The following is an 11,987-nucleotide window of genomic DNA, read 5'->3' as shown; positions in this document are numbered from 1 at the left end:
GCTGCGACCCCACCCCGCCTCAGGAGGAACAGCGTGAAGCGCACTTATCAACCCAAGGTCCGCCGCAGGGCGCGGCGCCACGGGTTCCGCAACCGTATGGCTACCCGGGGCGGGCGCGCCCTCATCCGGCGCCGCCGACTCAAGGGAAGGAAGCGGCTGTCGGTCTGATAGGCCGCGTTCATGGCCGGGAGCGCTTCGGAGCATTCGGCCGTGCCGCGCCTCGTGGGCGGGCGGATCTCGTGTCCGTGCGCTACTCCCCCGCCGCTGACGTCGCTGTGCCGTGTCTGGCCTACGCGACGCCCCGGCGACTGGGTCCAGCCGTCGTCCGCAACCGCATCCGCCGTCGTCTCCGTGCCGTCTTCCGTGAACTCGCCGAAGATCGATCCGTCCCCCTGCCGCCGGGGGACTACCTCGTGATGCCCACGGCGGGTGTGGCGACGGCCACCTACAGTGAGTTGCACGCGCAGTGTCGCCGGGCCCTCGAAGATCTGGCCCGGCGCCGGTTGGACGTCGGGGGTGTACGGTGACCACGTCGTCGAGCCCGGTTCCCGACTCGTCGCCGGGGCGCGTCGCCCGCGGTCTGGTCCGGCTGATCGGTTGGTACCAGGGTGTCCCCCGCCGCCGGGCGGGGTCCTGCCGGTTCGTACCGACGTGTTCGAGTTACGCGGTGACCGCGATCGGTCGCCATGGTGCGCTGCGGGGTTCCTGGTTGGCATTTCGCCGCCTGGGCCGCTGTCGTCCGTTCGGGTCCTGGGGGTACGACCCCGTTCCAGGCGAGCACCTGGTCACTGACCGACCGTCGGTCAGTGATGCCCCACCCTCGGAGAGGGCTGCCTGATGTTCAATCTCGTCGCTGACCTGCTCGCCTGGTTCTATTCGCTGTGGCCGAGCTACGGCGGCGCCATCATCCTCCTCACGTTGCTCGTGATGGTGGTCTTGACGCCGTTGAACGTGAAGTCGACCCGCTCGATGCTCGAGATGCGGCGCCTGCAGCCGGAGATCAAGCGGTTGCAGGCCGAGATCGGCAACGACCGGGTGAAGCTCAACGAAGAGATGATGAAGCTCTACCAGGAGCACAACGTCAATCCCGTTGGCGGCTGCCTGCCGTTGTTCATCCAGCTTCCGATCTTCTTCGTCCTGTTCCGCCTGCTGCAAGGCCTGACCCGCCGTAGCAGTGAGGTCGGCTTCGTGGTGGGGTCCGCGGTCGGCCAGTCGGCGGCGACGTCGGCCGGTCCCGGGGCCGGTGGTGGTCTCGAGGCGGTGCAGCTGCCGGCGAACTTCGAGACGTTCAACCCGCAGTACCTCGACCAGGGCAGTGAGCTGTTCGCCGACCTCTCGGCGTCGACCGAGATGGACTTCATCGGTATCGACCTGTCCGAGAGCGCCAGCTCCGCACTGCGGGAGTCGTTCTCCCACGGGCTCCCGTTCCTGGGCATGGTGATCCTGGTCTTCGGTCTCAGCCTGATCCAGCAGCGCCAGATCGCGGGTCGCAACCAGGGTGAGATCCCCCAGCAGCAGAAGATGCTGATGTGGATTCTCCCGTTCATGTTGCCGGTCTTCTCCTTCGCGATGCCGGCCGGCCTCGTCGTCTACTTCATCACCCAGAGCCTCATCCGGATCGGCCAGCAGGCATTCATCACCCGGCGGGTCTATCGGCCGATGCAGGATCGCGAGCCGATCGAGGCGAAGGCAGTGGAGAAGGGGTCCAGCTCGGATGCGGTTGGGACGAGCGCCGAGAGCGAGAAGCCCAAGGGCCTGCTCGAGGGGATCATGGGCGGTCAACAGGGCACACGCCCCGCCGCTGACGCGGCCCGCCAGCACGGGCGTCGGCGACCCACCAATGCGCCACCGCCGAAGCCGAAACGCAAACCGCCCAGTGGAAACCGCCAGGGCCGGACATCGCCGGCCCGTTCGAGTGACGCGGCGAAGCCGGCCAAGCCGGAGCCCACTCCCAAGGAGGGCCGTGGCCTGTTCGGCCGGGCGCGCAGAGCTGCGGCCGAAGAGTCGAAGAAGACACCAGAACCGAAGCGGTCGTCGAGTCGGGTCACGCCGAAGGGTGAACAGTCCCGCTCGAACAATCGCAAGAAGCGGAAGAAGAGGTAGGTCACCCATGGAATGGGTCGAGACGACCGGATCAACCCTGGAGGAGGCGCGCGATCGTGCGCTGGACCAGCTCGGGGTCGACCAACAAGAAGCCGAGTTCCAGACCGTCGCTGAACCGAAGACGGGCTTGTTCGGCAGGCTCAAGGAAGAGGCGCGGGTGCGGGCGCGAGTGCGCCCCAAGGCGCCGCCCGCAAAGGAGGAACGTCGTGACCGGGGCCGTCGCCGGGGCGGATCGGGCGGTGGTCGCGACGGTGGCCAGGGAGGTCGGAACCGGGGCAAGGGCCGCGGCAAGGGCCGGGGCGGCGATGGTTCGGGGAGGTCCGACCAGAGCCGCGACTCGGGTGGGGATCAGAAGAAGTCCCGGGCCGACGACACGGGCAATACCCCGAAAGCCGACCGGAGTGGCCCGCCGGCTGGTGGCCGTCGGGGAGGGCGAGAGAGTTCCGCTAACGATGGCGGTGGCCGAGGCAAGAGGAGAGAAGCGATGGATGACGACTCACGTGACGAGGAAATGCCGATCGAGGAGCAGAAGGAGCTGCTGATCGACTTCTTCGAGAGTGTCGTCGACGAGTTCGGACTGTCCGACGCCACTGTCACCGCGACCGAAAAGGACGAAGACATCCTCGAGGCATCCGTCGAAGGTCCCGGCGTGGGCATCCTGATCGGCCCTGACGGGTCGACCATGGCGGCTCTCGAGGAGATCGCCCGCACGATCGTGCAGCGCCAGGCGGACCATCGGCGCTATGCCCGCATCCGGGTCGACGTCGGGTCCTACCGGGCCCGCCGTAACGCGGCACTCGAGAAGTTCGCCCAGCAGCTGGCCGACAAGGTTCTCGAGACGGGTGAAGAAGTGGTCGCAGAGCCCATGTCGTCTTTGGATCGCAAGGTGATCCACGACGCGATCGTCGATGTCGAGGGCGTAGAAACCCGCTCGGTGGGTGAAGAGCCGCGGCGGCGTGTCGTCGTGGCGCCCGTCGACTGACGTCGACCATGGGCCCGGCAGAGGGCCGGCTACAGCTGCCTGACGTGATCGAGCGCGCCCAGCGCCTCGGTCTCGTCGGCCGCCGTGCCGACATCGCACGGGAGATCGATCGCTGCGGTCCCTTCGTCGACGTCTTGGCGGAGATTGCGGCGGAGGAAACCACGGTCGTCGATCTGGGCTCGGGCAACGGCCTCCCGGGCCTGGTCGTGGCCACCACCCTGCCGGTGCGGGTGATTCTCGTCGAAGTGGGTGCGTCCCGGGCGGCTTTTCTCCGCTGGGCCATCGGGAGCCTGGGGCTCGGGGGCTTTGTGGAGGTGGCCGAGGGTAAGGCGGAAGTTCTGGCGCGCGAGCCGTCCCTGCGGTGCTGTGCTCAGGCGGTCGTGGCCCGATCTTTCGGTCCGCCGGCGACGACTGCGGAATGTGCGGTCGGATTCCTCGCCCCCGGGGGCAGCCTCATCGTGGCGGAACCGCCGGGCGAGGGCGAACGATGGCCCGCTGCGGGCGTCGGCGAACTCGGTCTGCGCGACCTGGGCCCGCGTGAGGGTGGGGTGCGACATCTCATCCTGGCCGGGGCGGTCGACGACGCGTGGCCCCGGCCGGCACCTCGACCCCGGCGTTCGCCGCTTTTTGGCCGCTGACGGCGGGTCTTCGCGGCGTTGACCGCTGCGTGGTCGGGCGGCGCTCCCCTGTCGCCGGGCGCGTGTGTTTCACGGGAAACATCTCGGGCGGCGCTCCCCTGTCGCCGGGCGCGTGTGTTTCACGGGAAACATCTCGGGCGGTGGGTCCTTGTCGCCGGGCGCGTGTGTTTCACGGGAAACATCTCGGGCGGTGGGTCCTTGACCCGGCATCGGTAGCAGAGAAGACTGACGGCGTGCAGGTCGACCTCGATTCCCTCCCCGAGGGCGCTCCGGAACCGGCGGCCAAGCGGCCGCGCCCGAGTCCTCGGATCATCGCCGTAGCCAATCAGAAGGGCGGCGTAGGAAAGACCACCACCACGATCAATCTGTCCGCGGCTCTGACGGAACTCGATCAGAGATGCCTGGTGGTGGATCTCGACCCCCAGGCCAATGCAACGACAGGCCTCGGGATAGACCCGCGAACGCTCGAGCAGTCGCTCTACGACGTGATTCTGCGCGAATCGCCCATCGAGGACTGCATCGAGGCGACCTCCATCCGGAACCTATTCATAGCCCCGTCGAGCCTGGACCTGGCCGGGGCCGAGGTGGAACTGGTTTCCAAGTTCAGCCGGGAGAGCCGACTGAAGAACGCCCTCGCACCCGTCCAGGACAGCTACGACTACATCTTCATCGACTGCCCGCCCTCGCTCGGCCTCCTGACCGTCAATGCGATGACTGCGGCAACCGAGGTTCTCGTCCCCATCCAATGCGAGTACTACGCGCTGGAGGGACTGGGCCAGCTCCTGGGCAATGTCGAGCTCGTCAGCCGGAACCTCAACGCCTCCCTCGAGGTCTCGACGATCATCCTCGTGATGTACGACGCCCGCACGAATCTCGCATCGCAGGTTGCGGGCGAGGTCCGGGCACACTTCGGCGACAAGGTGTGTCGACAGATCGTGCCCCGGTCGGTGCGCCTCTCGGAGGCGCCCTCGTTCGGCCAACCGATCACTACCTTCGATCCCTCATCGCGTGGTGCCCTCGCCTATCGAGAGCTGGCAAGGGAGGTACACCATGGCAACTCGGCGTAGCGGTTTGGGGAAGGGGCTCGGAGCACTGATCCCCGAGTCGGGCGACGGGGATGGGGAGGCCGCGTTCAGGGAGCTCCCGGTCCTGTCGATCGAGCCCAACCAGTACCAGCCCCGCGAGCGCTTCGGAGACGAGGCCCTCGAAGCGCTGGTGGAGTCCGTCCGGGACCTGGGTGTCCTGCAGCCGGTTCTCGTGCGGCGCACAGGCTCAGCGACATACGAGCTGATAGCGGGGGAGCGGCGGTGGCGTGCAGCAAAGCGACTCGGCCTGGAGACCATTCCCGCCGTCGTGCGGGACGTTGAGAACCAGGCGTCCCTGGAGCAGGCGCTGGTCGAGAACCTGGTCCGTGAGGAACTGACCCCGATGGAGGAGGCGACCGCGTATCAGCAACTGGTGGAGGACTTCGGGTTCACCCAGGAGCAGGTCGCGCACCGGGTCGGACGCAGTCGCTCAGCAGTAGCGAACACGATCCGGCTTCTTCAGTTGCCGGCGACCGTCCAACGAATGGTCAATGACGGGATTCTCTCTGCCGGTCATGCGCGGGTGCTCCTGTCGATCGAGGACCGTTCGGAACTGGAGCGTGAGGCGCGTCGTGCCGCGGATGAGGGCTGGACGGTGCGTGGGCTCGAGAGTCATCTCAAGCGTGATGCCGACCCGCCGGTGGGGGACCAGCCTGACACTGCGCCGGTAGGGGAGAAGGGTGGTCGTGCCGGTGGGGGAGCCGGCGCCGATGGCCCCCGGCCCTCACCGGGCGACCGTCCCGCTGCTGTTCTGGAATTGGAGAGCCTCCTCGGCGACCACCTTGCCACCCGGGTTCGCGTCGACCTCGGCGCACAGAAGGGGAAAGTGGTCATCGAGTTCGCCGATCTCGCTGATCTCGAGCGGATTTCCCGCCTCATGCTCTAGTGAGGAGACGCCCGCCACTGGCATTCTGACAAACCTAAAGCTCAACTAGAGATTTAGTTGACTACCTCACAGGTTTATCCACAGTCTGTGAACAACACTGTGGGAAGCGGTTCTTCAGGGCTCGTGCGGACCTTGACCCTCGAGTGGGGCCACAACCCATTCCTCGACCGAGCGCGCCACGGAGTCAGCCAGATCTCCGAGGGACCGGACCACGGCTTCAGGCGGTCCGACACGACACACCACGGCGGGCATCCTCGTCGCCCGGAGCACGGGAAGACGCATGCCCTCGCAGGTGTGGGAGGTGTCGAGCACCACACCGCACTCCCGTGCGAGGCGTCGAGCCAGCTGTCGCCCGCCGATCGATTCGTACCCTTCGGTCGAGAAGTACAGCGCCCGACAGGCCGGAGTCTCGTGAATGCTGATGCCCAGATAGGCGATCGCCCGGAACTCGTTGGCGACTTCGGCGTGTTCGGTGGCGTCATCGCCACTCACAGTGGTGACGACGGCGCCATGTCGGCTGAGAAGGCGTGCGCACGCGCCGACGAGCGCCGCGGCGCCGCCGAAGTCGCCGATCACGATGCGGGCGCCGGCGAGCTCGGGGGGATCGAAGCGCAGCGACTCGGCCTCGAGGACCGCCGCAACCGACTGACCCGAGGAATGGCCACTGACGCGGGACAGAGCTGCCAGCGTCTCGGGGCCGACGACGGCATCGGCGGTCACGGCGATGTTGCGTTGGAACTCCTCGACTGCTCCGGCGGTGTCGGGCCCGAACACGCCGTCGACACGTCCGGCGTTGAACCCGAGGGAACCGAGGCGGCTCTGGAGAGAGGCGACGTCGTCGCCGCGGTACATGGGTGACCTCAGATAGAGGAGCCGATCTCCCAGCCGGAAGGCCGCTTCGATCAGGGCATTCCACGTCTGGTGGCCGACGTCGCCGTCGGGCTCGAGCCCCCGGCTGACCTGGAAGCGCCGCACGGCTTCGCTGGTGGCGCCGCCGAATTCCCCGGGGCGGTCGTTGACCGGGAAGCCGGCGTCACCCAGCCGCCGCTGGAGATCTCGGACTGCGTCACCGGAGTCGCCGGGCCCGAGCGGGAGGATGTCGTTGCTCATCGGCTCGCAGCGAACGCTATCAGGCGTGCGCGGGCGTCGACGCGAACGATCCCCGGCGCCGAACCGGGGATCGCTGCGGGAATGGGTGGCGTTGCGGCGCCGGGACCGGGTCAGCTGAGGAAGTCACCCAGTTCGTCGAGGAGTGCGCCCTTCGGCTTGGCTCCGACGATGCGCTTGGCGGGTTGTCCGTCGGAGAAGACGATCAGGGTCGGGATGCTCATGACCTCGAAGCGGCGGGCGACGTCGGGTGCCTCGTCGACGTTGATCTTCGCGATCTGGATCTTGTCGCCGTTCTCGGCGGCCAGTTCCTCGAGGATCGGGTGGATCATCTTGCAGGGGCCACACCACTCGGCCCAGAAGTCGACGAGGACGGGGAGTTCCGACGCACCGACTGTCTCGTCGAACGTCTGGGAGGAGAGTGTCGTGATTCCTTCGGCCATGGCTGGTCGCCTTCTTCCTGCGTGGTCGGAGTGTCGACGATGATGGTCGGCCACCCGGAGACGCTAGCGGTCTCGCTGTCGTGAGTGTGTAACCCGCCAGCCCGGTCGGTCATTCCCGACCGAACTGGTCATGAATGACCCGTGACGTGCTCAGTCGTGGAGTGTCTCGAGCCATCGTTCCGCGTCGATGGCGGCCATGCAGCCGGATCCAGCGGCCGTGACGGCCTGACGGTAGACGTCGTCCTGGACGTCACCGCATGCGAAGACGCCTTCGACTCCCGTACGGGACGAGTCCGGCTCGGTCACGAGATAGCCGTTGTCCTTCAACTTCAGTTGGCCGGCGAAGATGTCCGTGTTGGGCTTGTGTCCGATCGCGACGAACAGGCCGGTCACGGCGAGTTCGGTCTCGGTGCCGTCCACCGTGCTCGCCAGTTTCACGCCTTCGACCTTCGTGTCGCCGAGAATCTCGACGACCGTGTGATTCCACAGGAACTCGATCTTGTCGTTGCGGAAGGCCCGGTCCTGCATGATCTTCGAGGCGCGCAGCTCGTCACGGCGGTGGATGATCGTGACCTTCGACGCGAACTTCGTGAGGAAGAGCGCCTCCTCGACCGCGGAGTCACCGCCGCCGACGACGGCGATCTCCTGGTCCCTGAAGAAGAAGCCGTCGCAGGTGGCGCAGGTGGACAGCCCGTGTCCGATCAGGCGTTCCTCGTTCGGGAGACCCAGCATCAGTGACTTGGCACCGGTCGAGACGATGACGGCCTGGGCCGTGTAGCTGGGGTCCGCCGCATCCGGGTCGCCGACCCATATCCGGAAGGGCCGTTGAGAGAAGTCCACCCGGGTGACCTTGTCGGTGACCATCTCCGCGCCGAAACGGACCGCCTGCTCACGGAAGCGCATCATGAGCTCGGGACCCATGATGCCCTCGGGAAAGCCGGGGAAGTTCTCGACGTCGGTGGTGAGCATCAACTGCCCACCGGGCTGGTCGCTCGTCGACGAAGGCTGCCCCTCGATGACGAGAGGGGAGAGGTTGGCGCGTGCCGCGTAGACGGCGGCGGTGAGACCCGCCGGCCCGGATCCGATGATGACGACCTCGCGGTCGGCCTCGCTGGTCATGGTGTCCTCATTCGTGGTTTCACGACGATCTGTCTGCAGTGGAGGCAACCACCGCCAGCGGCCGGAGATTCCGCGCTGTCAGGAGGCTGCGCCTCGGGGGCGCCGACTCCAGAGGGCGAGGCCCCCGAGCGTGAAGGCGCCGCCGAGGATGAGATGCGTCGCCCACATGTCCGCCGGCAGGTAGTTGTCGATGAGTCGGGCGAGTCCGACGGTGAAGACCACCGCTACGACGAGTCCGAGGAGGGCGACGACGATCCCGTAGACGACGACACGTGCGATCGAGATGGCAGGGCCGAGTGCCTTGGACCGCACCTTGGAGATCGTGTCCACGATCGTCGTGGTGGCCGTGCGCGGCCAGTCCTCGGGAAGGGTGCGCGTCCGCTCCGTGACGTCGGCCCCGGTGACCGCCTCGTCGCTGCTCGTCATGGGCCGCAGGCTAGCCGACCCGGGTGCGTCGCCCCACGGGCGCGGTCGGTGGAATCAGCGCGCGGGGGTCACCGAGCAGTCGGCGAGGTCGATGACGAGGACCCCGTCGGGTGTGGGGGTCACGGCCACACGGCGGTCATCGACCGTGGCGACGAAGCTGCGCGCACCGTCCGCGCCCTCGAGAGAGGTGAGCACCTCCGCACACGCGAGGGCCTCGTCGGTCACGCCCACGGCTCCGTCGGGATCGAATCCGCCGGGTGCCGCCAGGTCGACGAGGTCGGTCGCGGCGACCTCCCCGAGATCGGGCAACACCGCCAGCATCGGGCCCACCGCAGCCGATTCCGTCGCATCGGACTGGGGGTCGTCGCCGCTGCCCTCACCCGCACCGCCGTCCCCGGTGGCGGCATCGTCACCGGCAACGGCCTCGGGAGCCGCCATCGCCTCGTCGGGTTCGGTGCGACCCGGCGCGTCCGCGGTCGTGTCGGACCCGGCCAGACCGGAGATCTCCGCCTCCTCGAGCGCCGCATCCGCGGCCGCCGAGCCGGCCGGTTCTCCGGTGGCGAAGTCGCCGTCGCCCTCATCGCCGTCGCCGGAGCTCGCCAGCACGGCGATGAGCGAGACGACGAGGAAACCCGCGGCGAGCGCCGCGGCGATGCCTGCGATCCGAAGCGTCCGGGTGGACATGTGCCGGCGGCGCCGTTGATCGTCGAGAGAGGTCACCGTGGTGTTCTCGCCGGTGTCCCCAGCGACAGCGAGAGCGGCGGCGACCGCCTGTTCGCGCTGGTCGGGGTCCGGGGGGGCCACGTCGGCGATGACGGCCCGTACCCGGCGGAGGGTCTCGACGCGGGCGGCGACCCGTGGGTCGCTGTCCGCGAGGGCGCGCTCGGCCTCTGAGGCCTCGCCGTCGAGGACGGCGGAGGCGATCTCGTCGAGGCGGGTGTCGTCGTTCATGAGGGTTCTCCACTGGGACGACGCACAGGGGTGTCCTGGTTCCCGTCATCGCCGAGAATCTCCGCGAGGCGGGCGCGGCCGCGTGCGATGCGGGAGCGTACGGTGCCGGGTGCGATCTCGAGCACGTCCGCGATCTCGGCGTAGTCGAGTTCGCAGAGGTCGCGCAGCACCACCGCCACCCTGAAGTCCTCGGGGAGTTCGCGCAGCGCTGCGTCGACGTCCACGCTCGCACTTACCGTGCGGCCGACGTCGACGTTCTCGTCCGGCGTCACGGACCCGGATCCGGGGTCGTCGTCGATGAGCCCGGGGCGGGGTCGCCGGCCCCGCCGGCGCATCTCGTCGAGGCAGGCGTTCGTCGCCACGCGATAGGACCACGTTGTGAACCTGGCCCGACCGTCGAAGCGGTCGAGCCCACGCACGATCGCCATCAGGGCCTCCTGGGTCGCATCGGCGGCGTCGGCATCGTTACCGGCGAGGCGTCGACAGATCGCCCAGATGCGGTCGTGATGTCGCCGTAGCAGCTCCTCGAGCGCAGCGCGGTCTCCCGAGCGCGCCGAGGCGACGAGGGCCGCGTCGTCGGAGGTGGTGAGTCGCGGCGGGTTCACGTGAGGACGCGGATCTCGCCGATCGCGACCTGATAGGGGGGTCCCTCGCCCAGGTCGGTGAGCCAGATCAGGACTGATCGGCCCTCGCGGCCGTCGAGATCGAAGGGCGTGGTGGCCGAGGTCGCCGTCACCGTGTCCACGGGTTCGCCCCAGTCCGCGAGAACCGTCTCGGATCCGTCGCCGATGTAGACCTGTGCCGTCCAGCCGGTGTCGGGCGACTCGACGACCACGACGTCGGCGGGACCGCTGACCGAGAGGTCGAGGACGACGCCGACGCCCGGCTTGAGGTCGGCGACGGGGGAGCGGTAGGTCTCCGTGTCCCAGACGGTCGCCGGGTCGCCGTCGATGAGCAGGTCGACGATGTCGTCGTGCTCGACGCCGGAGCCCGGCGGGGGATCGAACGACCGGACGCCTTCAACGGCGAGTACCTGCTCGGAGGATCCGCCGTCGCTCAGGCCGAGAGCAGAGGCGATGTCGTCGGCGATGTCGCCTCCGAGGTCGGTCTGGGCGAACAGGATGCCGGCTACGGCGAGCGCGGCGAGCGCCGCGGCCACCACCGACAGGACACGGCCGCGGCGGCGGGGCGGGCGGATCCGGGGAGCAGCCGGTCGGGGAGCACCGGTGGGGGTGGGGACCGCCGTGCGGCGAGCGGCGGGCGCCGTGGCGGTCGGGTCATGGGTCGTCGGGCGGGCGACCACGATGGTCGGTTCCCGCGACGGGTCCGGGCCGTAGCCGTCGAGATGGTCCGCCGCGTCGACGAGCGTGCGCAGTGCGGCTGCGAAGTCCTCAGCGGACCGGTGCCGCAGTTCACGGTCGCGGGTCAACCCGCGCATGACCACGTGCTCGACCGCCGGATCCAGCCCCGGGACGGCACGCCCCAGCGGTGGGGGATCGGTCCGTAGCCGGGCCAGCGCTACGGCCGTGTCGTTCTCCCCGGTGAACGGTGTCGCGCCGGCGAGGCACTCGTACAGCACGACCGACAACGCGTAGACGTCGCTGCGACCGTCGACGGGAACCCCCTCGACCTGCTCGGGGGAGAGGTACTTCGCCGTGCCGATGAGCGTGCCGGTGTTGGTGATGTCGCCTCCGCCGGTGGCCTTGGCTATGCCGAAGTCGGTCACCTTCACGCGCCGGTCCTCGCACAGCATGATGTTTCCCGGTTTGACATCGCGATGGACGATGCCCGCCTCGTGGGCCGCGGCCAGAGCGTCGGCGACGGGGATCGCCACGTCGACGGCGTCACGTACCGACAGAGGGGCGTACTCGTCGAGGAACTGGCGCAGTGTTATCCCCCGGATCAGCTCCATCACGATGGCTTCGACGTCGTCGTTGGAGACGGTGTCGAAGATCGACACGATGGACGGGTGCGACAGGCGGGCCGCGGCGATCGCCTCGGCATGGAATCTGGAGCGGAACGTCGGATCCGCGGCCAGGTGGGGGAACAGCATCTTGACCGCGACGAGCCGGTCGAGGACCTCGTCGCGGGCTTCCCAGACGCGGGCCATCCCACCGCTCGCCAGCGGTCGCGTTAGCCGGTACCTGCCGCCGATCGCAGTGCCGGCGAGGTCCGACATCGGTGGTGTCAGCGGGGTGTCTGTCACGGTGGCCTCGGACTGCGTCGGCCTCACCGTAGCTGTCGGCT

At 68.5% G+C, this 11,987-nt stretch carries 15 protein-coding genes; 8 read left to right on the top strand and 7 right to left on the bottom strand.

Annotation, left to right across the window (positions count from 1 at the left end; translation table 11 throughout):
- The first annotated feature begins 33 nt into the window (after window positions 1-33).
- From rpmH to RIE08_09625, 8 genes are all read left to right on the top strand, one after another.
- The gene (rpmH, locus tag RIE08_09660; GenBank protein MEQ8717865.1) at window positions 34-168 is read left to right on the top strand and encodes a 50S ribosomal protein L34; all 135 of its coding nucleotides are present in this window, start codon (window positions 34-36) and stop codon (window positions 166-168) included.
- Window positions 165-527 carry a ribonuclease P protein component gene (locus tag RIE08_09655; GenBank protein MEQ8717864.1) on the top strand — a complete coding sequence of 121 codons (363 nt, stop codon included), beginning with the start codon at window positions 165-167 and terminating at the stop codon, window positions 525-527. Before rpmH ends, RIE08_09655 begins: the two co-directional genes overlap by 4 nt.
- Window positions 467-838 (top strand): membrane protein insertion efficiency factor YidD, encoded by a 372-nt coding sequence (yidD, locus tag RIE08_09650; protein ID MEQ8717863.1) that lies wholly within the window; start codon window positions 467-469, stop codon window positions 836-838. The genes RIE08_09655 and yidD overlap by 61 nt, the downstream gene beginning before the upstream one ends.
- The gene (gene yidC, locus RIE08_09645; GenBank protein ID MEQ8717862.1) at window positions 838-2,103 is read left to right on the top strand and encodes a membrane protein insertase YidC; all 1,266 of its coding nucleotides are present in this window, start codon (window positions 838-840) and stop codon (window positions 2,101-2,103) included. Before yidD ends, yidC begins: the two co-directional genes overlap by 1 nt.
- A 7-nt stretch (window positions 2,104-2,110) precedes the next feature.
- Window positions 2,111-3,085: an RNA-binding cell elongation regulator Jag/EloR gene (gene jag, locus RIE08_09640; GenBank protein ID MEQ8717861.1), complete on the top strand. Its 975-nt coding sequence runs from the start codon at window positions 2,111-2,113 to the stop codon at window positions 3,083-3,085.
- 44 nt (window positions 3,086-3,129) lie between these two features.
- A complete protein-coding gene (locus RIE08_09635; protein MEQ8717860.1) occupies window positions 3,130-3,723 on the top strand; it encodes a class I SAM-dependent methyltransferase in 594 nt (197 codons plus the stop codon).
- Between the two features lie 308 nt (window positions 3,724-4,031).
- Window positions 4,032-4,790 carry an AAA family ATPase gene (locus RIE08_09630; GenBank protein ID MEQ8717859.1) on the top strand — a complete coding sequence of 253 codons (759 nt, stop codon included), beginning with the start codon at window positions 4,032-4,034 and terminating at the stop codon, window positions 4,788-4,790.
- Complete coding sequence (locus RIE08_09625) at window positions 4,774-5,694, top strand: ParB/RepB/Spo0J family partition protein (GenBank protein ID MEQ8717858.1); 921 nt, start codon at window positions 4,774-4,776, stop codon at window positions 5,692-5,694. The genes RIE08_09630 and RIE08_09625 overlap by 17 nt, the downstream gene beginning before the upstream one ends.
- A gap of 114 nt (window positions 5,695-5,808) precedes the next feature.
- On the opposite strand, the gene RIE08_09620 is transcribed toward RIE08_09625, so the two are convergent.
- From RIE08_09620 to RIE08_09590, 7 genes are all read right to left on the bottom strand, one after another.
- A complete protein-coding gene (locus RIE08_09620) occupies window positions 5,809-6,804 on the bottom strand; it encodes a peptidoglycan-binding protein (GenBank protein MEQ8717857.1) in 996 nt (331 codons plus the stop codon).
- 110 nt (window positions 6,805-6,914) lie between these two features.
- Window positions 6,915-7,244 (bottom strand): thioredoxin, encoded by a 330-nt coding sequence (gene trxA / locus RIE08_09615; GenBank protein MEQ8717856.1) that lies wholly within the window; start codon window positions 7,242-7,244, stop codon window positions 6,915-6,917.
- 150 nt (window positions 7,245-7,394) lie between these two features.
- The gene (gene trxB / locus RIE08_09610; GenBank protein MEQ8717855.1) at window positions 7,395-8,363 is read right to left on the bottom strand and encodes a thioredoxin-disulfide reductase; all 969 of its coding nucleotides are present in this window, start codon (window positions 8,361-8,363) and stop codon (window positions 7,395-7,397) included.
- 78 nt (window positions 8,364-8,441) lie between these two features.
- Entirely contained in the window at window positions 8,442-8,789 is a 348-nt protein-coding gene (locus RIE08_09605; GenBank protein MEQ8717854.1) for a hypothetical protein, read from the bottom strand.
- 54 nt (window positions 8,790-8,843) lie between these two features.
- Window positions 8,844-9,740 (bottom strand): hypothetical protein, encoded by an 897-nt coding sequence (locus RIE08_09600; GenBank protein MEQ8717853.1) that lies wholly within the window; start codon window positions 9,738-9,740, stop codon window positions 8,844-8,846.
- Window positions 9,737-10,345, bottom strand: coding sequence for an RNA polymerase sigma factor (locus RIE08_09595; protein ID MEQ8717852.1), 609 nt, complete (start codon window positions 10,343-10,345; stop codon window positions 9,737-9,739). The genes RIE08_09600 and RIE08_09595 overlap by 4 nt, the downstream gene beginning before the upstream one ends.
- The gene (locus tag RIE08_09590; protein MEQ8717851.1) at window positions 10,342-11,946 is read right to left on the bottom strand and encodes a protein kinase; all 1,605 of its coding nucleotides are present in this window, start codon (window positions 11,944-11,946) and stop codon (window positions 10,342-10,344) included. The genes RIE08_09595 and RIE08_09590 overlap by 4 nt, the downstream gene beginning before the upstream one ends.
- Window positions 11,947-11,987: the final 41 nt, after the last annotated feature.

It is taken from the genome of Acidimicrobiales bacterium (assembly GCA_040219085.1).
Taxonomy (GTDB): Bacteria; Actinomycetota; Acidimicrobiia; order Acidimicrobiales; family JAVJTC01; genus JAVJTC01.
The sequence above is the reverse complement of the archived record's forward strand: the minus strand, read 5'-3'. Positions and strand labels throughout refer to the sequence as shown.